Source organism: Paenibacillus tyrphae (genome assembly GCF_000722545.1).
In the GTDB taxonomy this organism is placed as follows: Bacteria; Bacillota; Bacilli; order Paenibacillales; family NBRC-103111; genus Paenibacillus_G; species Paenibacillus_G tyrfis.
Window position 1 is genome coordinate 110,074 of sequence record NZ_JNVM01000033.1, and the last position, 22,357, is coordinate 132,430.

Here is a 22,357-nt window from a genome sequence, read left to right on the forward strand (position 1 = left end):
TATAATCAAGATAGCGAATATACATATTTTTCCACAAATTGATAATCCACCGATCCTTTCGGCATCACAGAAAGAGGGTCATTCAACGCAAAAAGCGGTTTGCCGCACAGTGGAGATGGATCTTCAAGCATGCCGGCAGCATTTCTAAAGGAAAAATCCATTGTTCATGCTGGTGGTGCTGTGAAAAAAAAACCCAAAAACCAAATAGCCCTCTTCCCGCGCTTCCCCGGAAGGAAAGCGGAAAAAGAAGGCTGGTGTGGTTGCTTCGCGAATGCTTCAAATCTGCAGTTCCCCAAGCTTGATCAGCTCGACAACGGCTTGCGAACGGCCTTTGACATTTAACTTCTGCATGACGTTGGAAATATGGTTTCGGACTGTCTTTTCGCTAATAAACAGCTGCTGTGCGATATCTTTTGTTGTTTTGTCCTGCACGAGCAGTTCAAAGACCTCACGTTCGCGATTGGTGAGCAAAAATTTACTTTTGTGATCGCTGCCTTTCAAAGTGTCACCCCTCCTTGCCCGGGTTTTGGTTTCATTACAAGGTCTAGGGATACAGTCAAATTCAGTTTATGAAAGGCAGCACTTGCTGGTGCGTTCGCACTTAAAAATGGGCTTCGCGCTAAGCTTTTAGAGCGACCCGGAGCGTCTTGATCTCGTACGGCTTCATGAACAGCCTGACCTCATGCGGACCGTGCTCCACCGCTTGCGGCTGCTCCTCCATCAGGTTCGTCTCTTCCACGGAGACGAACTCCCCGATCCGCGCATCCGCGCAAAACCGGACGTCTCCCCGAATGCCGCCGTACTCGTACAAACGGACGATGAACGTCTCGTCGTCTTCGGCTTTTTTGACCGTATCGATCATGACGTGATAGCCATCGACGCGGAACAGCCCCAACTGCTCTGGAAGGCCGTCCGTATGCGCCGCTCCGGCCAACTGCACCGGAAGCAGCGGCAGGTTGAGCTCGCACGCCTGACGGTGCGTGTCCGCCTCCAGCCAACCGTTTTTATGTGGATAAAGCGAATAAGTAAATTCGTGCAGCCCCTGATCGGCTTCCGGATCTGGCGATACCGCCGACTTGATAAGGCTTAGACGCAGCACATGATTGCGGATATCGTGGCCGTACTTGCAATCGTTCAACAAGCTGACGCCGTAGCCTCCCTCGGACAGATCAACCCAGCGCTGCGCCACCGATTCGAACCGGGCCCAATCCCAGCTCGTGTTCCAGTGCGTCGGCCGTTCGACGTTGCCGAACTGAATCTCGTATGTTGCCTTCGTCGACCGCACATCAACCGGGAATGCCGCCTTGAGCAGGTGCTGCTTCTCGCGCCAATCGACCCGGGTGCAAAAATCGATGCGCGGATGGTCGCGGTACAGCGTCATTTTCTGCTCAATGACAGAGCGGTGGTAACGCCATACGAGCTTAAGCACGGCCCGCAGCGGCCCCTGCTCCTCCACGACGGCTTCGGTCAGCTCATCGACGATCCAGCTCTTCTCTTGATAGTAGATGTCGATATCCCAGGCGTCGTGCGCCATCGGTTTATCCTCGAACACCTGCAGCACGTTGGCCGCTTCGCCCGGCTTGAGCACTTCCCGCGCGTTCCTCTTATCGTACAACGATACGATCTGGCCGCTGCCGTTAAGCTCAATCCGATAAAAAGGCGTCTCCAGCAGCCGTTCGCCGATGCTCCACACGTCGCTGCTTGCCGCCGGAGCGCTGTTCGTATTTTTGCCAACGATGGTCGTATAGCCTAATGCCGGAACGTTCGGCGTATGAACGAGCATCGAGACAGCCTGTCCGTCGGCACCGCGAACAAGCTGACTTTCCAGCGCTTCGCCGCTTGGCGAGAACCATGCGAACTGCTCGGCAGACGCAGGGAGGGCGTCCGAAGGAATTTCCACAAGCGCCGACCGTTCCCAGCCTAACGGGTTGATCACCCGATAACCGACAACCTCCTCCGCCGCAGCTCCGTCTTGTCCACGACCGCCTGCGATCGCCTGAGTGCCTTGCTCCAAAGCCGCGATCGCCAATTGCTCCGCTTCCGCGTACTCTTCGCGGCTATCCTCGTATACTTCGCCGATCGAGGAGCCCGGGATAATATCGTGGAACTGGTTGCGGAGCGTAATGATCCAGCTCTTCCGCAGCGTTTCAACCGGATACGCATGGCTGCCGTTCAGCAGCATCGCAAGGCTGTTGACGAATTCCGCTTGGTGCAGCAGCGCCTCCATCCGGCGGTTCATCCGCTTGTTGTAGGCTTGCGACGTATACGTGCCGCGGTGGTATTCCAGGTATAGCTCCCCATCCCATAACGGCAGCCGCGGGTGATCGGATACCCGGTCATCGAGTGCCTCGAAAAACTCCTCCACCCGGCCTTGACGCACCTGCGGCATCGCCGGCATGTCCTCAAAGCGCCGCACCGCCTCCAGCATGTCGCGCGTCGGCCCTCCGCCTCCGTCGCCCCATCCGTAGGCGAGCAGCAGTTGGTCGTTTAGTTCCTTTTGCCGGTAGTTGTCCCATAGCCCCTGCACGCTGGACGCGGTCACGTTGCCGTTGTAGGTGTAGTACCAGCTGCCGTCGTTGTTGGGCGTCGTAATAAAATGGGTCAGCAGCTCCGTACCGTCGATGCCCCGCCAATGGAACGTATCGTGCGGGAAGCGATTATATTGGCTCCAGCTGATTTTGGTGGTCATAAAGTAATCGATGCCGGCCTTCTTCAAAATTTGCGGCAGCGCCCAACTGTAGCCGAACACGTCGGGCAGCCACAAAATCCGGTTGTCCACGCCGAATTCTTCGCGGAAAAACCGCTTTCCGTACAGCAGCTGTCGGACAAGCGATTCGCCGGAAGGAATGTTGCAATCCGACTCCAGCCACATCGCTCCGGACGCTTCCCAGCGGTTCTCTGCCACGCGCTGTTTGATTTTCTCATAGATCGCCGGGTAGTCTTCCTTCAAATAAGCGTAAAGCTGCGGCTGGGATTGGAAAAAAATATATTCCGGATAGCGGTCCATCAGCTGCAGCACGGTCGACCAAGAGCGGGCGGATTTCTCGCGCGTATGCTTCAATCTCCACAGCCAAGCGACGTCGATATGGCAGTGTCCGACCGCCGTCACCTGCGGCCGCACCCCACGCGGCAGCTCTTCCAGCCGCTGCTTGAGCAGCGCCAAAGCCTGTTCCGTAGCAGCGTAAAAAGCGTCCGAGCCCGGCGCGCGCCAATCCAGCAGTTGGAACGCATCGTCGAGCGCCGACAGCATGCCGTGCTTCTCGCTGCTGCGGTCCTCCAGGCAGCGCACCGCTTGCAGTACATGCAGCGCCGTATAATACAAGTCGTCCGTGGCCGGGTCGAGCCAAGCGAGGTCCAGCTCGTCGATCCGGTGGTCGAACGGCTGATGTCCTGCATCCGGCGGCGTCAAGCCGCTCCAGGCTTGAATGATCAGCTCCGTGCCGCCCTTATTGACTGCTTCAGCCGGGATAAACAGCTCTCCATGGTTCCGATCCAACGCCTGCGCTGGCTCCCCGTCCAAATAAGCGAGCGCCTCGTATCCGCTGCAATTGCCTCCGCCTGTGTTGCCGAGCCGGATCAGGCCTACGACGTCCCGATCCTTCCATGCCTCCGGGAACGTTAGCGCGCCCACGAACCAAGCGGTCTGGTCGCGTCCTCCCCAGCGGATGCCGACCGATACAAGTGTTCCGGCTTGCTCCCGGGCCTCCTGCGGGGAAGCGGCCTGCTCCACAATGCGAATGCCGGTCAACGGCAACCGATCCCGGTATCTGGCGTGCGCCAATTCGTTGATGCGGCGCTCTAGCTTTTCTTGTACGAATCTCATGTCCGTTCTCCTTTTCTATCGCTAAGATATACTTTCAATGTACGATATATCAAATATATTATCAATATGCATATTTGCTATAAAATTTAAATTGTACACACGGCAAAAAGCCCCCGCCAAGCATGCATCTTGGCGGGGACTTGCAAACACTGCATGATGGGGAGGACAGCAAGAGCTAAAAAAGGTCCGCTCCCACTACGCAATCTGCCACCAAACTTGCTGAAAGTTAGGAAAGCTTTACGGGTCCAGTCGATCCTCTTACGACAAGTTCGGGTCTTAAGATAATTTTCGTGTACTGCCCGTTGTCCTTGTCTTTGTCCTGCGGGCGGTCCAGCAGTCGGATCAAAATTTCCGCCGCTTTGCTTCCGATCTCCCCTTCCGATTGGGCAACGTGCGTATACCGCCCGGGCTCTTCCAGCCCTGGAGAAGGATCGTCGAACGTCAGGATGGACAGATCGTCGGGCGCACGAAGCCCGAGCTGCCGGGCCAGAATCGCCAGATGAATGCCGAGCTTCGCGTTTAGCGCGATATAAGCCGTGGCCGATTGGCTCTGCAAATGCCGGTACAGCGGGTGCCGCTCGTCCAGCCGGAAGTCGTCGATCCGAAAGTCCGTCAAGATCAGCGAAGGATCGATCATCGCGCCTTGCTCTTTCAGCGCCTCCATGTACCCGGCGATACGTTCGTCTACGGATACCGTCGGCAGCGGCGAGTCCGAGCAGATGGCAATTCTCCGGTGCCCAAGCTCCCACAGATGCGACACGGCCAATTTGGCGCCAAGCGCGCTGTCCGAGCAAACGAAATTCGTCTCCACTCCGGGCAAGTAGCGGTCGATCAATACGAACGGAAACTTGTTCATTTTGAGCGCCAATATTTCTTCGTTATACGTCTCCGCATCGACCGGGAAAATAATCAAGCCGGCCGCTCCCATGCGGGTCAGCTCGACGATCGCTTCCCGCTCCCTCTCCTTCGAATTATGCGTCAGGACAGTAGCCAGATAATAGCCGGTATCGTTCAGCGCGTTCACGATTCCCTGCACCAGCCGCAGCGCAAAATAATCGTCCATCGACGGAATGAGAAGACCGACCATTCTGCGCACTCCGGCCTCGGGCCGATCGATAGGGGAACCGGTCGCAACGCTCTGTACTCCTTTCTTGGCCTGTAAATCGCCCGCTTGAGGGCTGATCGAAGTGCCCTCTCCGCTGCCGACGAAGCTGCCGCGTCCGGGAATGCGGTAAATCCAGCCGTCCTTGGCGAGCTGGGCAAGTGCATTAGCTACCGTAATCCGGCTGACGTTGAACCTCGCGATCAGCTCCTTCTCGGAAGGAATCCTGTCCCCGTCGATCAGTTTGCCGGAGGAGATGAGCTGCTTGAAGTGTTCCTGAATTTGCACGTACAAGGGCTGTCTTTCGCTCTGCATGCGTCACGACCTCTGCTATCGATAATATCATTATGTCAATTATATCAAATCTCTCAAACGCATGACAAATCAGAGGAGGCACCTCCGACAGACAAATCATCCCCTTTTAAAATGAACTTCATCAACTGCGACGTCCCGATCATCTAAACTGTTCTGTCATCAAAGGCGGATCCTCTCCAATCCATTCGTATGCAGAATACGACTTACCACAGATAAATTCAAGTTAGTTGGCGGACAGCACAAAAAAGCGGGACCCTAAGGCCCCGCTCAGCTTACCGCTATCGCTTATTTAAACGCAGGCACGACTGCGCCTTTGTACTTGTCTTCAATAAACTTCTTCACGTCTTCGGACGTGAGTGCTTTAGCCAGCTTCTGCATCGCGTCGGAATCTTTGTTGTCCGGACGGGATACGAGAATGTTGACGTACGGGGAATCGTTCGATTCGATGAACAGCGCATCCTTCGTCGGTACAAGCTTCGCTTCGAGCGCGTAGTTCGTGTTGATGAGCGCCAGATCGACTTCACCCAATGTACGCGGCAGCATAGCGGCTTCCAGCTCTTTGATCTTCAGGTTTTTCTTGTTTTCGACGACGTCTCTGACCGTTCCTTTGACACCAACGCCTTCTTTGAGCTTGATCAGGTTGTTTTTCTCCAGCAGCGCGAGCGCGCGGCCGCCGTTGGACGGATCGCTCGGAATTGCAACGGTTGCGCCGTCTTTCAGCTCGTCGATCTTTTTAATTTTTTGCGAGTAGCCGCCGAACGGTTCGATATGAACGCCAGTCACGGTAACGAGATTCATGTTTTTGTCTTTATTGAATTGCTCCAGGTACGGCGTATGCTGGAAGAAGTTCGCATCCAGCTGCTTCTCGAACACCTGTACGTTCGGCTGCACGTAATCCGTGAATTCTTTTACTTCCAGGTTGACGCCTTGTTCTTTCAGCTTCGCTTTAACGGAATTCAAAATTTCCGCATGCGGCGAGGCGCTAGCGCCGACCTTCAGCGTCACTTCTTTTTTCTCGGGAGCCGGCGTCGCCCCTCCGGTTTGCGAAGCTGCCGATTCCGGAGCGGGTTTGCTGCCGCAAGCAGCTAGCGAGAAGGCCATTACGACGGACAATGCGGTAATCATCATTTTTTTCATAGTAAGATTCCTCCACCTTTTTGTATAGTATAGTATCAATTCCTTTGTATATAAAAATCCTTATTTCCGCTGAAACTTCCGGACAAGCCGGTCGCCCAGCGACTGCAGGATTTGAACCAGCACGAGCAGGAGAAGCACGGTAACGATCATCACGACCGTTTGGAAACGCTGATAGCCGAAACGGATCGCCAGGTCGCCCAGACCGCCGCCCCCGATGACCCCCGACATGGCCGTATACGATACGAGCGTAACCGCCGTAATCGTCGCCCCGGCGATCAAGCCCGGACGTGCTTCAGGCAGCATAACCCGCGACACGATCTGCCAATACGTCGCGCCCATCGATTGCGCGGCTTCCACGACGCCGCGGTCCACCTCGCGCAGCGACGTCTCCACCAGACGGGCGAAGAACGGAGCCGCGGCAATGACCAGCGGCGGGATCGAGCCCGATACCCCGAGGGACGTGCCGACGACCAGTCTGGTGAAGGGGATCAGCATAATCATTAGAATCACGAACGGCACGGAGCGCAGCACGTTGACCACGAGCGACAGCAGCGCGTACACTACAGGCTGCCCAAGAAGCTGTCCCCGCGAAGTTACGAAGAGGATGATGCCGAGCGGCAGTCCGATCAGCACGGTAAACACCATGGACAGACCAAGCATCGTCAACGTGTCGTAGGTCGCCTCTCCGATCGCTCCCCAATCCAGATTAAGCAGTTCATCCATGCTGAATCACCTCCACATCCAATCCGCGGCCTCGCAGCAGAGCGATAGCCTGCTCCGCGCCGCCTTCCTGCCCCTGCAGCTCTACGACAAGCTGTCCGTAAGGGGTATCCTTGAGCTTCGATACCGTCCCTTGCAGGATAACGAACGGCACGTTCGTCTCGCGCATCGTTTCGTACAATACCGGCTGGTACGTCTGTTCGCCGATGTAAGTCACCCGGACAAGCGTCCGATTGCCTGCCGCTGCGTTCCCGGAAGTCTCCAGTCCGATCGCAGCCACATCGGAAACTTGAGCGACGAACTCCCTGGTCGTCCCATGCTGCGGCTTCAGGAACACGTCGGTCACCGGTCCCTCTTCCACGATCTCTCCGCCGTCAATGACCGCCACACGGTCGCAAATCGTGCGAATCACGTTCATCTCGTGCGTAATCAGGACGATCGTAATGCCGAGCTGCCGGTTAATATCCAGCAGCAGCGACAAAATCGCGCCGGTCGTCTGCGGATCGAGCGCCGACGTCGCCTCGTCGCACAGCAGCACCTTCGGATTCGTCGCCAGCGCGCGGGCGATACCGACCCGCTGCTTTTGGCCGCCTGACAGCTGCGCCGGATATTTGCTTCCGTGGCCGATTAATCCGACGAGTCCGATCAGCTCCTCCACTCTGCGGGCGATCTGTTCCTTCGGCAGCTTGGCGAGCCGCAAAGGGAATGCAATATTATCGACTACCGTCGCGGACGACAGCAGGTTAAAATGCTGAAAAATCATCCCGATCGAGCGCCGCTCCAATTGCAGCTTGCCGGCGCCCAGCTTCGTCATCTCGACGCCATCCACGACGACTTCCCCGGCTGTCGGGCGCTCCAGCATGTTGATCGTCCGGATCAACGTGCTTTTGCCTGCCCCCGAATGGCCGATGATGCCGAAGATCTCGCCTTTGCGGATCGTCAAATCGATATTCCGCAGCGCCGTAACCTGTCTGCCCCCGACATCGTAGTTTTTCGTAACGCCTTTCAAATGAATCAAATCGTCTTCCTCCCCGGAATAAAAGACCCTTTTTCAGTCAAACGGGCGCGTTCGCTTACGCAAAAAAACCCTGCACGACGAGGTACAGGGTTAGCGGTTTAACTCATGTCCCTCTCATCTGCCAGAACCTTGTTTCGGTTCTGGAGGAATTGGCACCTGATTTCCTACAGCTCTGAATTTCCGAACTGTTAAGGAACGGTTGCCGGGCTTCATCGGGCCTTTTCCCTCCGCCTCTCTTGATAAGAAGTGCTTCTATGAAATTAAATGAACTTTTCGATCCAATGGTATGAAACGTTGTTAGTGTACAAAATTATTCATGTAAAGTCAATAAGAACATTCGGAATTTCCGCTTGTTAAATTATTGTAGCCCGCGAAGCTCCAGGCTTTACACGTTCAGAGGCAGCTCCAGGCGAAAAACAAACCGCCCCTGCTCGTGCCGGAACGCCAGCCGTCCTCCGTGCAGCTCGGCAATGTTGCGCGCGATCGACAGCCCGAGTCCTGTGCCGTCGGGCAACGGATCTCCCGTCCGCGATTCGTCCGCCTTATAGAACCGCTCGAACAGCAACTCCTCCTGCGCTTTCGTAATCGGCCGGCCTTCGTTCTCGAATTCGATGACCGCTCGCTTCGGGTAGGCCGATAACGTCACGGTCACCCGGCCGGGGGCGACGGAATATTTAACGGCGTTCATCAACAGATTATCCAGCGCGCGAACGAGCTTTTCCGCATCGGCAACAACATACAGCGGGGCTTGCGGGAGCCGGGATTCGATGGCAATCTGACGCTGCTCCGCAATCGGCTCGAATTCGCTGACCAATTGCTCCAGCAAATGGTGAATGTCGATCTCGCGCCGTTCCAGCTTCGCCTCCCCCCCGGAGAGCCGGGTGTATTCGAATAAGTCGTCGATCAGCTTCTTAAGCTGATTGGCTTTATTGTAAGCGCTCGTCAGATACCGTTCCCGCTCAGGGGCATTCGTTTGCGCAGGATTCATCAACAGGTTCAAATACCCAATGACGCTTGTTAGCGGAGTCCGCAGATCGTGGGAGACGTTCGTGATCAAGTCCATCTTCGACTTTTCCAGACGCCGCTCCTTCTCCTGCTGCCTGGCCAACTGCTCCGCCATGGAATTGATATTGGCCGCAACCAAGCCAAGCTCGTCCCGGCTGTTCGTCGCCAGCCGTACGGACAGCTCGCCGTGGGCGATTTCGTTCAACCCGCGATTGATGTGGCGAATCTGCCTCATTTTGCGCCAGGTCAGAGCATAGAAGAACAGCACGAACAGGGCGATAAACAGTAAAAATTTGAACATTTCGTTAATCTCGTACGCATTCCCCGGCTGCGGAACCAGCTTGCTGGAAACGATCAAATAGACAGCCTGGTCCCGATAGTGCGCCGGCAGCACCGCCGTATACGCCGCGCCCGGCTGCCTGTTGTTCGCCTGTTTGGCCGACATCAGCAGCTCGTACAAGCTCAGCTTGCTTTCCGGAGCTTCGGAAGAGCGAAAAAGCACACGTCCGGACTCGTCCGTTACGTATGCTCTCAGCTTGCCTCCTTCTCCGGCCTGATCCACTAGCGAAGCCGCCGTCCGTTCGTCCGAGTCCGGCCCGCTCAAGGCCGCCCATTCCTTGTCGAGCTTATCCAGCCGTTCGTTCACCGTCCTTCGGATCGAATCGTAATTGTCCGAATCGTTCGGCTGAATTTCCCGGTAACCCCATTCCAATAAAGTCGAGGTCAGCGTGCTCAGCACAAGGCATCCGACGAAGGTCAGCATCAGCTTTACGCGAAGCGTGACGGAAAACGGCTGTTTCAGCAAACGCACCTTACTCAATTTTATAGCCCACTCCCCATACGGTTTTTATATATCGGGGTTCCCGCGGGATGTCTTCGATCTTTTCCCGGAGATTGCGGATATGCACCATGACGGTATTGTCGGAATGGAAAGCGCCTTCTTTCCACACTTGCTCATAGATCGCATCGACGGAAAATACTTGGCCCCGGTTTTTCGCCAGCAGAGCCAGTATTGCGAATTCGATCGGCGTAAGATTGACCTTTTTGCTGCGAACCGTTACCAAGTGACGGGCCGGATCAACGACGAGGTCGCCGACCTCCACCCGGCCGCGTTCCGTCTTCTTGCCGATCATGTGCTGCCGTCTCAGGCAGGCCTTGACCCGGGCGACCAGCTCCAGCGGGTTAAACGGTTTCACGACGTAGTCGTCCGCGCCCGTGGACAAGCCGGTGATTTTGTCCAGATCCTCGCCCTTGGCCGACAGCATAATGATGGGAACGTCGCTCTTCTCCCGGATTTTCACGCACGCGCGAATGCCGTCCATCTGGGGCATCATAATATCCAATATGATGATGTCTACCTTCTCCCGTTCGGCCAGCTTCAAGGCTTGCACTCCATCCTCGGCTTCCAGTACGCGGTAACCTTCGTTCCGCAAATAAATTTGAATAATATCCCGGATATCCGGATCGTCGTCAGCTACCAATACGCTGTTCGCCTGCTCCAATCGAACCGCCCTCCTGCAATTTTTTTCGCTGCGCGAGCTTAATAAGGACCCATGCGGCAACAAGCACCAGCGGAATCCACAGCAGCTTAAGCCCGTAGCTGTAGATAAGCATGCCGATTTCTTGAGCGTGACCGGCCGTCAGCCGTCCGATGAAGAAAAAGGCGAAAGTCCATACGAACCCCGTCGTGTAGGAAAGGAGAGCATAGCGGCGAAAGGACATTTTGTTCATTCCTACGAGGTATGGCAAGACGTGGCGGACAACGGGGAAAAAATAGCTGATGATCAAGGCCAGACTGCCGTATTTTTGATTAAGCTTTTCCGACATCTCGATCGCTTTATCCATTTTCTTCTTTTTTCGGAGCCTTTCCAATACCGGGGTGCCCGCGTACCGGCCGAGTACGTATCCCAGCGATAATCCCGATACGACGCCGAGGTAGGTTAAGAGAAAGGCGGGAACGGGATGCAGCAAGCCGCTGGCCGTTACTGCACCGCCGGTCATCACGACGACTTCGTCGGGGATCGGCATCCCTACGATGCCGAGCCACAGCGCGAAAAACAAAGCCAGATACCCGAACTGCCCGATCCACTGCATCAGCGTATCGTAAGTCATTGCGGCGTTCCTCCCGGCTTCCGGCACACATACACGAATGCAGGAGGAAAATTAAACGGGACGAAGCGAATCGTCTCAATGTCAAAGTACTGCTCGAGCTGGGACCTCATTTGCAGCGAATATTGAAACGCGATGAACCGGCCGCCCGGCTTAAGGGACGACGTGATCTGTTCGATCAGCCGATCGCGCAATTGTTGCGGGAAATTATAGAATGGCAGGCCGCTGATGACGGCATCCAGTCCTTCGATCCCCCGCTGATGCAGCACCTGCCCCATACTGCAGGCGTCGGCATGACAGGAGAAGTCTGGAAACTGTACGGCCAGCTGATCCCTTAGCACCTGTTCCTTTTCGAACAGCAGCACCTTCGTCTTCGGTCCTTTGGCTTGCCGGATGAACCGGGTTAATGCGCCTGTTCCGGCTCCGAGTTCCGCCACAACTTGCGTTTGTGCCCAAGGAACAGGCTTGGTCATCGCCCGGGCCAAAAATCGGGAGCTGGGCGTAACGCTGCCCATTTCTCGGGGAGATTGAAAAAATTTATTTAAAAAAAGCACCTTTTCTTGAACGTTCGCGTGGAAACTCATGAATGCATTGCCCTCCTTGTTGCTCTAAATTTAACCATTTAGACGCTGTTCGAACCTTGTTCCCCTTCAATCATTTACTTTTAAAACGAATGTAAGAGTCCGTTTGTTTCGTCCAATGGGATTCGATGTACTTAGGATATCCAAAATATCTTTAGAACAAATGGAGGTTTTTCTGAATTATTTCTTAAGAAAAAAGCCAGGCTCCATAAGATTTTAAACAGGAGCACAGGCTGTCTGAGCTGTAAGGGGGCTAAGCGCGTTCCGCGGCCGGAGCTTCGAGAACGGCGGTGCAATATTTGCAGCGGGATGCTTTTTTGGGGATTTCGGACAAGCATTCCGGACATTCTTTAATGTTTTCTTTCGGGTCGGGCTTGACCTCTTCTTTGCGGCGGAACCGGTTGATCTGCTTGACGGCGATAAAGATGACGAACGAAACGATCAGAAAATCGAGCAGCGTGCTGAGGAACAATCCGTAGTTAAACGTGGCTGCTCCAGCTTTCTTCGCCTCATCCAAGGTTGCATAAGAGTTGCCGTCCAAACTGATGAACAAGTTATTGAAATTCACCTTGCCGAGCAGTAGCCCGATCGGAGGCATGACCAGATCGTTGACGATCGACGTGACGACTTTGCCGAACGCGCCACCGATGATCACCCCGATCGCTAGATCGATCATATTTCCTTTAATTGCAAATTCTTTGAATTCTTTCAAAATTTTTGACGGCATCCTACGGCTGTCTCCTTTTTTGACGTGGTGTAAGTTTAGAATGGCGTTTTCACCAGTTTAACCGTTTTTCGGGGGAAAAGACAAGCCAAAAAGCCCATTTCCTATCGAGCGATGGAAACGGGCCTTACCTATAGCCGTCAGATCGTTGACGGACTAGGCTTTTCTGCGCATCAGCGAAACGATCAGAGCTGCGGCTCCGAGCACAACGCCCGCGATGGACAAGTACAGCGGCGTTTGGGACGCGGCTGGAGCTTCGGACGCAGCCTTATCCGCCGCCGGTGCCGCAGGCGTCGTCGTATGGCCGTGGCTGTCCGCTCCGGCTCCGGCCGGTTTCGCGTTCACTTTCGTCACGGAAGCCGGTTTGTCCGAGCCGTCGGCGCCGACCCATTCGACGACACTGCCGTCTTTATAGGTCTGGTAAGCCTTCCACGTAATCGCTGTAGCAGTATCGGCTACTTTACCCTGCATGTAAAACTCGCCGAATTCCGTGGCGCCCAAGCCTTCGCCGGTAGCTGTCCATATTACGCCGGTAATTTTATTGTTCGCATCCTTCGTCAGCTCGTATTTCCAGCCCGGCTTCGGCTCGAAACGGGAGATCGATACGGAGTCGAGCGGAAACTTCACTTCGACTTTTACCGTCGGAATGTCTTTCTCTGTCGGCACCCGAACGGCAAATTTCTCATAGCTTCCCTGCGTCGTCTCTTTCGGCAGTACCGTCACATGCGCGCTAGCGAAGCCTCCTCCAAGCATGGAAGCAAGCAGTCCGAGCGCGAGTGCAAAATGCAACTTTTTCATTAATAAAAGCCCCTTTCTCTTTAAGCGATCAGTTTACCCTACTGTACTTTATCGTAAACCGCTTATTGAAAGAATGGCTCGACCGGGCTATTTCCCGCCTTGTTTTTGTCCGATCTGTGTCAATCCGTGACGTACCGCATAAGCGGTCAGCTGCACCCGGTTGTCCAGCGCCAGTTTGGATAAAATGTTCTTGATATGGTTCTTGACCGTGTTCTCCGTAATAATCAGCGTCTCGGCGATCTGGCGGTTGCTCTGCCCGCTGGCGACGCAGCTAAGAATCTCGCATTCGCGCTGGGAAAGCACGCCCGGCCCGATGTCGCTTGCCGCGGATTCGCCGGCCGAACGGAACGAATGAAACAGCCGGTCCGCCATGCCGCGGGAAATTTCGCTGTTCTCGTCGAGCAAGCCGCGCAAGTAAGCGATCCAGTCGTCGGGGTCCATGTTTTTGAGCAGGTAACCCTGCGCCCCATGCCTTACAGCCGTAAACAGATCGGCCACGTCGTCGGACACGGTGAGCATGACGATGCGGATGTGCGGATACAGCTGTTTAATCCGCTTGGTCGCTTCAAGGCCGCTCATTTCTGGCATCTGAATGTCCATCAGCACCAGATCCGGCAGCAGTCGTCCGCACAGCTCGACGGCCTCGGCGCCGCTGCGTGCTTCCCCTACCCATTCGAAGCCTGCCTCCCCGTCGATCAGCGAACGGATGGCGCGACGGGCTAACGGATGATCGTCCGCAATCAGCACCCGGTAATTCATCATCACAGCTTCACCTCCCGCAGCGGTCCGGTAACGATCAGCTCCAGCCCCTGCCCTTCCTGCGCTCGGATTTCCAGCTCCGCCCCCAGCTCCTGCGCCCGTTTGCGCATAATCGATACCCCGTACCGGTTCGGCCGCTGTCCGACATCGCCTTCCATGCCTTTACCGTCATCGGCAATGCGCAGTCTCCAGCTTCGCCCGTCCTGCGTCGGACCAAGCTCCACCTCCGCGTGATCCGCGTACGAATGCTTGCGGATGTTCGTGAACGCCTCCCGGATAATGGAGAACAAAGGCACCTCCGCCGATGGGGATATTCCTTCCTCAGGAACCGTGATCCGGTGGTTGACGGCAATGCCGCTCATGCCGCTCCATTCCTCCAGCCATGTCCGCAGGCGCGAGCCGAAATCGGCTCCCTCCTCCGGCGCCGTCCGCAGGTTGAAGATCGCCTGCCGCAGATGGTGGTCGATTTCGGATACAGCTGAGCGCGCCTCCTCGATCTGCCCTTTCTTTAGCTGTACGTTCAGGAAAAACAAAATTTGCGCGATATTGTCGTGCAGCTCCTGAGCGAGCCGCTCGCGCTCCTCGTATACCGCCCGCTTCGATTGCTCGACGGCCAGCTTCGCGTTCATGGCTTCGATGCGGTTGAACATCCAATTGCCGAACAAGAACGACAGCAGCAGCGTAAGCAGCGTCATGTAGAAATTGCCCGTCTCCATAGACAGCACGTCCAGCAGAAAGTCGTGGCGTATATACTCGAATCCCCCAATGACCAGAGGCGGAAGCAGAATCGTCAATATTTTTAGCTTGCGCATCGACATAAAATCTTTCCATCGCCTTTCTTCCTATATTAACCTGTCGCCGTTCCGTATCCATTATATACCGATCGGCCGCAAGCTTCGAGTAAATAAAAATAGTCCCAGACCAGTTCGAGTCACCGGCGGGGACCATTTTTCTCATTTATTTGTCCGATAAGTCCGTTTAACACCTTTTTTCGTCTTGCCCTCCCGGAATTAAATTTATAATTTGCAAAATCCTCCGCTTATCTTCCGTACTCCTACATTCAAGTGTAGCGAGGATAGCCGCTGTAATTTCTTCGTCCTCTGTATCAGGAGCATTGAATCTAAAAAGTTCTTGTAACTCCACATCTAAAGCCTGCGCTATCTTTTCCAGGTTTCGCAGGGTGATATTCCTTTCCCCGCGTTCCATTCCTCCAATATATACGTAGTGCAGATCCGCTTTTTCTGCCAAAGCCTCTTGTGAAAGTCCTTTTAACTTTCGAATCGCTTTTATTCTTGCACCTGTCTTCTGTAGAACATTCACAGTAGTCCACACCCCCCTGTAGGTTAGTGTAGACAAAACATTCAAGCCGGATAATGATCATATAAGTTTTAATTATTGAAACTTATAGGTTTTATATTTTATAATTTGGTAGAAAATGTTTGGGGAAACAAAGGAGTGAACCCAATTAAGATGAAAAGAAGAATGGCGCTGCTTGAACTTATCAAACATTTTTTCTGCTTCTTAGCACATATTTTTATTTTGGGGTATCTGGTTTTGGTCTTCCTTTCTGTAATCGAATTGGTCTCTAAAATACTACGTTAAAAATTAGACTATAAATGGGGAATCGCTATCAAATATAATCATGATATTAAAAAAGGACGATCCCGCGGCTTTAGTTCCGCCCCTGGGATCGTCCTCTTTCCTTATAAAGCGTTTCTTTTAGCTAAACGCTGTGCCTTACTTTTTCGTAACAAGCTCCAAATCGACAGGGATCGAAGCTTCCACTTTCTCGCCTTTCGATACCTTCACGGCCGTTTTTACGGCCACATCACCGATGGCTGCCGGCTTTTGCGCTACCGTAGCGGCCATTTTGCCTTCGTTTACGGCTTTCACCGCATCGTCGGTCGCGTCGAAGCCGACGACGACGATGTTTTTGCCGGAGGCTTGGATCGCCTGCAGCGCGCCTAGCGCCATCTCATCGTTGTGGGCGAATACGGCAGCAACGTCCTTATTCCCCTGCAGGATGTTTTCCATAACGGACAACCCTTTGGCGCGGTCGAAGTCGGCCGGCTGGGAAGAGACCACTTTTACGCCGTCTTTGCCGTCTACGGCATTGTGGAAGCCTTTGCCGCGGTCGCGGGCCGCCGAGGTTCCGGCGATGCCTTGCAACTCGACGATGTTCCCTTTGCCGCCGATCGCTTTAAGAATGAAGTCGCCGGCCATTTGTCCACCCTTGACGTTGTCGGATGCGATATGCGAGACGACTTGACCGCCGTTCGCCGCGCGGTCGATCGTGATGACCGGGATGTTGGCTTTGTTGGCCGATTCCACCGCTGTAATGACCGCCACGCTGTCGGTCGGATTGATCAGGATGACGTTTACTTTTTTCTGGATCAGGTCCTCGATGCCGCTGATTTGCTTCGAGGTGTCGTTCTGCGCGTCGACAACGACCAGATCGACTCCGGCTTCCTTCGCCGCTTTCTCGGCGCCTTCTTTCAACGTGACGAAGAACGGGTTGTTGAGCGTGGAAATGGAGAGACCGATGGTCGTTTTACTGGAGGCGGCGCCTCCCTCTTTCTTCGGCTCAGCCGTCTTCGCTCCGCCCTCCAGATTGGACTTGGTGGAGCAGCCGGCGGCTACCATGACGAATACCAGCAGGAGCGACAGAACCATGTACATTTTTTTCATGTTACTCTTCCCCTTTGCTTTTTTTATTTGGCGGCTTTGGAACGGTCCAGCAGCACTGCAACCAAGATGACGGCGCCTTTCACGACCAGCTGATAAAAGGATGAAACGTTCAGCAGGTTCAGACCGTTGTCCAATACGCCTATGATCATGGCGCCGATCAGCGTTCCCACCAGCCAGCCCCGTCCGCCGGATAAGCTGGTTCCTCCAAGGACAACCGCGGCAATCGCATCAAGCTCGTAAGAGGTGCCTGCCGTCGGCTGCGCGGAGTTGAGTCTGGAGGTGAGTATAATTCCGCTTAAAGCTGCCAATAATCCGCTTACCGAATAAACCATGATTTTGATTCTGGAAGTGTTGATCCCGGAAAGCCAAGTCGCTTCCTCATTGCTTCCCAGCGCGTAGACGCGCCGCCCGAAGGTCGTATATTTCAATATAATGAACAGGATGACAAAGGTCAGGACCATCCAGACGATCGGCATCGGAATTTCGAGAAAATAGCCTTTCCCGATCATGGCGAAATCTTCATGCAGTCCCGTAATCGGCCGGCCCTGCGTATAGACAAGCGTCAAGCCGCGGTAGACGGTCATGGTCGCCAACGTGGCGATGAAAGGGGCGACCTTCCCTTTAGTGACCAGAAGGCCGTTGACGGCTCCGAACACCGCCCCGCAGCCGAGGCCGATCAGCACAGCCAGCCACGGATTCATGCCGGAGGCCATCATGCCCGCCGTAAACGCGCTGGATAGCGCCAGAACCGCTCCGACGGAAAGGTCGATCCCTCCGGTCAGGATAACGAACGTCATCCCGAACGCGATTAACGCGTTGATGGAAATTTGACGAAGCACGTTGAAAATATTAGTGACGGTCAAAAAGTCGCTGTTGATCACCGATAAAACGACGACGATTAAGGCGAGTCCGAGCAGCGGACCCAGGCTGAACGCTTTGCCTGCCCGCTTACCGCCCGCTTTCGCTTCCGTTTGCATGATGTTTTCCTCCTCCTGTCGCGCAGTGCATAATTTTTTCCTGCGTGGCTTCCCCTCTGGCGAACTCTCCGGCAATCCGGCCTTCGTGCATCACCAGGATGCGATCGCTCATGCCGAGAACCTCCGGGAGCTCCGACGAAATCATCAGGATGGCTACGCCTCTGGAGATCAATTGGTTCATCAAATCGTAGATCTCCTTCTTCGCGCCGATGTCCACTCCGCGGGTCGGCTCGTCCAAAATAAACACCTGCGGATTCGTTTCGAGCCATTTGCCGATCACGACCTTCTGCTGATTTCCTCCGCTCAGGGAGCCGACCTTCTGCTCGCCGTTCGGGGTCTTGATCAGCAGTTGCGAGATGAGCCGTTCCGAGATGCCGGTTTCTTTGCTGCGGCTGACAAACCCGAACGAGGAAACGTCCTTCAAATTAGGCAGCGAAATGTTGTCCTTCACAGACAAGTTCAACAACAGCCCTTCGTCCTTGCGGTCCTCCGTAACCAGCGCAATGCCCGCGCGGATCGCATCGACCGGCTTGCGGATGGCGACGGGCCGGCCGTCGACGCGGATCTCCCCTTGGCGGGCCGGCGTTACCCCGAACAAAGCTTTAGCCAGCTCGGTCCGACCGGCCCCCATCAGACCGGCGATGCCGACGATTTCTCCGCTGCGCACGGCAAAGGAAATGTCTTGCAGCTTGCCCGGCAGCGACAGGCCTTTGACCTCCAGCTTGGGCTCGCCGACGGAAACGTCGATTTTGGGAAAGCGGTCTTTGATTTCCCGCCCTACCATCATTTTGACCAGCTTGTCGATATTCGTATCCGCTACGCGGTCTGTCCCTACCGTATGCCCGTCTCTCATGACGGTGACCCGGTCGCAGATGCGGAAAATTTCCTCCATCCGGTGGGAGATGTAGATCATCCCGACGCCCTTGACTTTCAGCGATTCGATCACCGTAAAGAGCGCTTCGATCTCACGGTCGGTCAGTGCCGCCGTCGGCTCGTCGAGAACGAGTATTTCCGCATTCATGGAAAGCGCTTTAGCAATCTCGATCATTTGCTGCTGTCCGACGGACAGCTCGCCTGCGATGATACCGGGATCGATGGCCAAGCCGAGCTGGGACAAGAAGCGTACCGATTCCTGTCTCATTTTGCCCCAGTTGATCATCCCGCTCCGGCCGTAAGTAAATTCCCGCCCGAGAAAAATATTTTCCATCACCGTCAAATGCGGGATTAAGTTCAATTCCTGATGAATCATGGCAATGCCCAAGCTTTGCGCCATGGAAGGAGAAGCGATCTCGCAAGGCGTCCCCTTCAGGATCACGGTTCCGCCGTCTCTGCGGTGAATGCCGCCGAGAATTTTCATGAGCGTGGATTTCCCCGCGCCGTTCTCCCCCATCAGCGCGTGCACTTCCCCGCCGGTCAGGTTGAACGTTACCTGATCCAGCACTCGGACGCCCGGGAAGCTCTTGCTGATGTCGTTCATTTCCAGCAGGTATGTCGTCATGACGGCCACTCCTTTCTTAAAAGATCACGCCGGCCTGCAGAACGATGTTTGCATAAGGTGTAAATTCGCCTGTCCGAATAACCGCTTTCGCTTCGTGCGTAAGCCTTTTCAACTGCTCGTGACTGACCGTCCGAACCGGGATGCCCTTCATGACGGCTTCCAGCTCCCGCTTGAACTGCGGGCTGGCCCGCTCCATTTCGTCTGCGATGAACGAGGCCTCCACTTCCATTTCCTCAAGCACGATGGACAGCGTGTCCAGCAGAGCAGGCACGCCCTGCTTCAAGGCCAGATCGATCCGCCGCACATGGGAGGGGATCGGCAGCCCGCTGTCGCAGATGACGATCGTATCCGTATGGCCCAATTTGCTGATCACTTCGGAAATTTCGCTATTGATGATTCCGATTTTTTTCATGATAGTTTCCCCTCCACTCACCCGTTAAAATCGAGCACTTCCTGAAGCGTTGGCATCCCGGGTTGGGCGCCGAATCTCGTCACGGCAAGCGCCGAAACCTTGGCCGCGAACGATACGGCTTCCTCCAAGCTTTGGCCCAAAGCAAGCGAATAAGCCAGCCCTGCGTTGAACGAATCGCCGGCCCCGGTCGTATCCACGACCTCCATGACATACCCGGGAACGTGGGTCAGCGTGCCCTCCTGCGTCATAAAGGCGGAGCCTTCCGCGCCGAGCGTCGTGATCACGTGCCGAGCGCCCATGCCGGCCAGCTCCCGCATCGCGGCTTCCAATTCGCCGCCTTCCGCGGAACGCCCGGTCAGCAAGGCCAGCTCCGTCCGGTTCGGGGTAATGTAGTCGACGTTGCGCAGCAATTCGTCCGGCAGCTTCTGCGCCGGGGCGGGGTTCAATACGACCGTCCGTCCGCAGGCTTTTGCGAGCCGGGCCGCATGCGCGACGGTATCTACAGGAATTTCCATCTGAAGCAGCACGATGTCCGCTGTAGCAATGACTTCCCGGCAAGCGTCGATATCCGCAGGCAGCAGCGTATGATTTGCGCCCGGGAGGACGACAATACTGTTATCTCCCTGACAAACGTAAATACTGGCAACTCCCGTAGCCGCTTGCTCCGCGACCCGCACCGCGTCCGTGCCCACGTTCTCGGTTTGCAGCGCTTTCACTAGCTCTTGTCCGAAGCCGTCGGTACCGACCGCGCCGACCATCGTCACGGCCGCGCCGAGCCGGGCCGCCGCCACGGCCTGGTTCGCGCCCTTTCCTCCGGGAAGAAAACGGATGCCGTGTCCGAGCATCGTCTCCCCCTGCTGCGGATACCGGTCCGCTTCGATGACAATATCCATATTCAAGCTTCCGATGACAACGATTTTAGGAGCTTTCATGTCCGTTCCTCCTTAAGGTCGACTCTCTGGGCACGAGCGCAACGTCCAGCTCGTACGTTTGGTCCGCTTCCAGCGTGCCTTCGATTTTCTTGATCAAGATCCGCGAGACGAGTGCGCCCATCTCATAGATTGGCTGGGCGACCGTCGTCAGCTCCGGCTGCGTAATCTCCGTCATGCCGATGCCGTCAAAGCCGCATACCGCTACTTGTCCGGGCACTTGAACGCCCATCCGGTGAAGCGCCTTGAGCGCGCCTACCGCCATCAGGTCGTTCCCCGCAAAAATGGCGTCTACATCAGGATGACGCTCCATCAGCAGCTCTGTCGCCCGAATCCCGCCTTCGATCCGGAAGTCTCCCTGAACCATGAATGTCGGCGAATACCAGTTCAAATGCTTCACGGACTCCTCGTATCCGGCCAGCCGTTCTTTGGCCGTAATGAATTCCTGCGGGCCGTAGATGTGGGCGATTTTCCGGCAGCCCATGCTTAGAAGATGCTCGACGGCCAGCCTCGCGCCCTCCCGGTTTTTGGAGCGGACCACGCTGCACGACTGCTTCGGCGGCACCCGGTCAAGACAGACGACGGGGATGCCTTTCTTCGCCATCTGCTCGACATCGGCAGAATCCAGCGTATTGGAAGCAAAAATAATGCCGTCGATATATTTTTTCTTCAATACCTCAATATAGGACTTCTCCTTGACTCCTTCGTCGTCGGAGTTGCACAAAATCACCGTATACCCGTACATCGAGGCGACATCCTCGACGGCCCGGGCCAGCTCCGGAAAGAACGGGTTGGAAATATCGGGAAGAATTAAGGCGATGGTATTCGTCTTCTTTCCGGCCAATCCCCGGGCCACCGCGTTCGGCTCGTAGTTCAGCGCTTCGATGGCCTTCTTGATTTTCTGCTCCGTCTCCACGTTCACATAGCCGCTTTTGTTCAAGTACCGGGAAATCGTCGCAACGGACACGCCCGCCAGCTTGGCTACATCCCGAATGGTTGCCATACTTCTTCACCTCTGCTATGTGGTACCGGTTACACATCGATTAAAAAAAATAATAGATACTGCTAATTCATTTTAATAAGTAATGCGAACTCTCAATTGGTTAAGTATATGGTACCGGTTACACATACAATATAGCACTCCATGAAAAAGGAATCAACCTCTTTTTTGTGACAGATTGCCGAACGGCCAGCCATGCTCCTCTGATGCTGCACGGCGGCAAAAGCGGCGCCACGCTCAACGCGGAAACGCCGCTTATTTTCTTCCTTGCGAGTGTCGGTTGGGTCTGGCGCGATCCTCAGTCCACCCGTCAGGTTAGCTTCCCGATATAAAGCGATGCGCTTACCGTCGGCGTACCGCCTACGATGCTGCCTTGCAGAGTCAGATCCCCCGTCGTGTTGTCAATCCGGTGCAACGTCAGTATGCCGCCGGCCGTCAAGTTAACAGCGACTTGCCCCGTGTAAGGCTGGTTTCCTACGTTGGTACCGTAACTGCTGAGCGGGACCAAAGTTGCCGGAAGCGGACCTGTGCCGTCCGGATCGAAGAACAATCCGAACGCGCTGTTCCCTGCAGTCGGGAACACCTCCCAATTGATATGATAAATGCCGGTTTCGAGAATGTTGATGGTTGAGGTCGGGGTGAAAGTAATGCCCGTACCATGGATAAGCGAATTGGTGAAGGTCACGGCCCCGCCTTCCCCACCCGGTGTCGGCGAAGCGGCAACGGTTTGGTTTACTGTACTGCACAGAAAGGCAAACGAGG

22 protein-coding genes and 1 riboswitch are annotated in these 22,357 nt (G+C 55.2%); all 22 genes read right to left on the reverse strand.

Annotated features, from left to right (window positions below):
- Positions 1-276 precede the first annotated feature (276 nt).
- Positions 277-501: a helix-turn-helix domain-containing protein gene (locus tag ET33_RS29925; RefSeq protein ID WP_010493958.1), complete on the reverse strand. Its 225-nt coding sequence runs from the start codon at positions 499-501 to the stop codon at positions 277-279.
- Between the two features lie 118 nt (positions 502-619).
- Complete coding sequence (locus tag ET33_RS29930; RefSeq protein ID WP_036690753.1) at positions 620-3,823, reverse strand: alpha-mannosidase; 3,204 nt, start codon at positions 3,821-3,823, stop codon at positions 620-622.
- 226 nt (positions 3,824-4,049) lie between these two features.
- A complete protein-coding gene (locus tag ET33_RS29935; RefSeq protein ID WP_036690755.1) occupies positions 4,050-5,240 on the reverse strand; it encodes a GntR family transcriptional regulator in 1,191 nt (396 codons plus the stop codon).
- A 285-nt stretch (positions 5,241-5,525) separates the two neighbouring features.
- Complete coding sequence (locus ET33_RS29940) at positions 5,526-6,377, reverse strand: MetQ/NlpA family ABC transporter substrate-binding protein (RefSeq protein ID WP_036690757.1); 852 nt, start codon at positions 6,375-6,377, stop codon at positions 5,526-5,528.
- A gap of 60 nt (positions 6,378-6,437) precedes the next feature.
- On the reverse strand, positions 6,438-7,100 hold the full coding sequence (locus tag ET33_RS29945; RefSeq protein WP_036690760.1) for a methionine ABC transporter permease: 663 nt from the start codon (positions 7,098-7,100) through the stop codon (positions 6,438-6,440).
- The gene (locus ET33_RS29950; protein WP_036690763.1) at positions 7,093-8,115 is read right to left on the reverse strand and encodes a methionine ABC transporter ATP-binding protein; all 1,023 of its coding nucleotides are present in this window, start codon (positions 8,113-8,115) and stop codon (positions 7,093-7,095) included. Before ET33_RS29950 ends, ET33_RS29945 begins: the two co-directional genes overlap by 8 nt.
- A gap of 111 nt (positions 8,116-8,226) precedes the next feature.
- Positions 8,227-8,361: riboswitch (SAM riboswitch) on the reverse strand.
- Positions 8,362-8,500: 139 nt separating this feature from the next.
- The gene (locus ET33_RS29955; RefSeq protein ID WP_036690942.1) at positions 8,501-9,931 is read right to left on the reverse strand and encodes a sensor histidine kinase; all 1,431 of its coding nucleotides are present in this window, start codon (positions 9,929-9,931) and stop codon (positions 8,501-8,503) included.
- A gap of 1 nt (position 9,932) precedes the next feature.
- A complete protein-coding gene (locus tag ET33_RS29960) occupies positions 9,933-10,622 on the reverse strand; it encodes a response regulator transcription factor (RefSeq protein WP_036690765.1) in 690 nt (229 codons plus the stop codon).
- Positions 10,591-11,232, reverse strand: coding sequence for a DedA family protein (locus tag ET33_RS29965; RefSeq protein ID WP_036690767.1), 642 nt, complete (start codon positions 11,230-11,232; stop codon positions 10,591-10,593). The genes ET33_RS29960 and ET33_RS29965 overlap by 32 nt, the downstream gene beginning before the upstream one ends.
- Complete coding sequence (locus tag ET33_RS29970; RefSeq protein WP_036690769.1) at positions 11,229-11,813, reverse strand: class I SAM-dependent methyltransferase; 585 nt, start codon at positions 11,811-11,813, stop codon at positions 11,229-11,231. Before ET33_RS29970 ends, ET33_RS29965 begins: the two co-directional genes overlap by 4 nt.
- Before the next feature lie 250 nt (positions 11,814-12,063).
- Positions 12,064-12,525 (reverse strand): large conductance mechanosensitive channel protein MscL, encoded by a 462-nt coding sequence (gene mscL, locus ET33_RS29975; protein ID WP_200879251.1) that lies wholly within the window; start codon positions 12,523-12,525, stop codon positions 12,064-12,066.
- A 165-nt stretch (positions 12,526-12,690) separates the two neighbouring features.
- Entirely contained in the window at positions 12,691-13,332 is a 642-nt protein-coding gene (locus ET33_RS29980) for a YcnI family copper-binding membrane protein (RefSeq protein ID WP_036690773.1), read from the reverse strand.
- 87 nt (positions 13,333-13,419) lie between these two features.
- Positions 13,420-14,094 (reverse strand): response regulator, encoded by a 675-nt coding sequence (locus ET33_RS29985; protein ID WP_010493945.1) that lies wholly within the window; start codon positions 14,092-14,094, stop codon positions 13,420-13,422.
- A complete protein-coding gene (locus ET33_RS29990; protein WP_036690774.1) occupies positions 14,094-14,909 on the reverse strand; it encodes a sensor histidine kinase in 816 nt (271 codons plus the stop codon). The genes ET33_RS29985 and ET33_RS29990 overlap by 1 nt, the downstream gene beginning before the upstream one ends.
- A 160-nt stretch (positions 14,910-15,069) precedes the next feature.
- Entirely contained in the window at positions 15,070-15,411 is a 342-nt protein-coding gene (locus ET33_RS29995) for a helix-turn-helix domain-containing protein (RefSeq protein WP_036690775.1), read from the reverse strand.
- A 417-nt stretch (positions 15,412-15,828) separates the two neighbouring features.
- Positions 15,829-16,779, reverse strand: coding sequence for a ribose ABC transporter substrate-binding protein RbsB (rbsB, locus tag ET33_RS30000; protein ID WP_036690778.1), 951 nt, complete (start codon positions 16,777-16,779; stop codon positions 15,829-15,831).
- 23 nt (positions 16,780-16,802) lie between these two features.
- Positions 16,803-17,756, reverse strand: a complete 954-nt coding sequence (locus ET33_RS30005) for an ABC transporter permease (RefSeq protein ID WP_036690781.1) — start codon at positions 17,754-17,756, stop codon at positions 16,803-16,805.
- Positions 17,728-19,254: a sugar ABC transporter ATP-binding protein gene (locus ET33_RS30010; protein ID WP_036690784.1), complete on the reverse strand. Its 1,527-nt coding sequence runs from the start codon at positions 19,252-19,254 to the stop codon at positions 17,728-17,730. Before ET33_RS30010 ends, ET33_RS30005 begins: the two co-directional genes overlap by 29 nt.
- Positions 19,255-19,270: 16 nt before the next feature.
- The gene (gene rbsD, locus ET33_RS30015; RefSeq protein ID WP_036690788.1) at positions 19,271-19,666 is read right to left on the reverse strand and encodes a D-ribose pyranase; all 396 of its coding nucleotides are present in this window, start codon (positions 19,664-19,666) and stop codon (positions 19,271-19,273) included.
- Positions 19,667-19,683: 17 nt separating this feature from the next.
- Positions 19,684-20,598, reverse strand: coding sequence for a ribokinase (rbsK, locus tag ET33_RS30020; protein WP_036690792.1), 915 nt, complete (start codon positions 20,596-20,598; stop codon positions 19,684-19,686).
- Positions 20,585-21,598, reverse strand: coding sequence for a LacI family DNA-binding transcriptional regulator (locus ET33_RS30025; protein WP_036690795.1), 1,014 nt, complete (start codon positions 21,596-21,598; stop codon positions 20,585-20,587). Before ET33_RS30025 ends, rbsK begins: the two co-directional genes overlap by 14 nt.
- A 307-nt stretch (positions 21,599-21,905) precedes the next feature.
- A complete protein-coding gene (locus tag ET33_RS39990; protein ID WP_179223777.1) occupies positions 21,906-22,280 on the reverse strand; it encodes a hypothetical protein in 375 nt (124 codons plus the stop codon).
- Positions 22,281-22,357 lie beyond the last annotated feature (77 nt).

Coding starts and splice junctions, on each gene's coding strand:
- ET33_RS30005 (WP_036690781.1), bottom strand. CDS start 17,756: ATGCAAACGGAAGCGAAAGCGGGCGGTAAGCGGGCAGGCAAAGCGTTC.
- ET33_RS29990 (WP_036690774.1), bottom strand. CDS start 14,909: ATGTCGATGCGCAAGCTAAAAATATTGACGATTCTGCTTCCGCCTCTG.
- rbsB (WP_036690778.1), bottom strand. CDS start 16,779: ATGAAAAAAATGTACATGGTTCTGTCGCTCCTGCTGGTATTCGTCATG.
- ET33_RS29935 (WP_036690755.1), bottom strand. CDS start 5,240: ATGCAGAGCGAAAGACAGCCCTTGTACGTGCAAATTCAGGAACACTTC.
- ET33_RS29980 (WP_036690773.1), bottom strand. CDS start 13,332: ATGAAAAAGTTGCATTTTGCACTCGCGCTCGGACTGCTTGCTTCCATG.
- ET33_RS30010 (WP_036690784.1), bottom strand. CDS start 19,254: ATGACGACATACCTGCTGGAAATGAACGACATCAGCAAGAGCTTCCCG.
- ET33_RS29985 (WP_010493945.1), bottom strand. CDS start 14,094: ATGATGAATTACCGGGTGCTGATTGCGGACGATCATCCGTTAGCCCGT.
- ET33_RS29965 (WP_036690767.1), bottom strand. CDS start 11,232: ATGACTTACGATACGCTGATGCAGTGGATCGGGCAGTTCGGGTATCTG.
- rbsD (WP_036690788.1), bottom strand. CDS start 19,666: ATGAAAAAAATCGGAATCATCAATAGCGAAATTTCCGAAGTGATCAGC.
- ET33_RS29940 (WP_036690757.1), bottom strand. CDS start 6,377: ATGAAAAAAATGATGATTACCGCATTGTCCGTCGTAATGGCCTTCTCG.
- ET33_RS29970 (WP_036690769.1), bottom strand. CDS start 11,813: ATGAGTTTCCACGCGAACGTTCAAGAAAAGGTGCTTTTTTTAAATAAA.
- ET33_RS30025 (WP_036690795.1), bottom strand. CDS start 21,598: ATGGCAACCATTCGGGATGTAGCCAAGCTGGCGGGCGTGTCCGTTGCG.
- ET33_RS29930 (WP_036690753.1), bottom strand. CDS start 3,823: ATGAGATTCGTACAAGAAAAGCTAGAGCGCCGCATCAACGAATTGGCG.
- ET33_RS29945 (WP_036690760.1), bottom strand. CDS start 7,100: ATGGATGAACTGCTTAATCTGGATTGGGGAGCGATCGGAGAGGCGACC.
- rbsK (WP_036690792.1), bottom strand. CDS start 20,598: ATGAAAGCTCCTAAAATCGTTGTCATCGGAAGCTTGAATATGGATATT.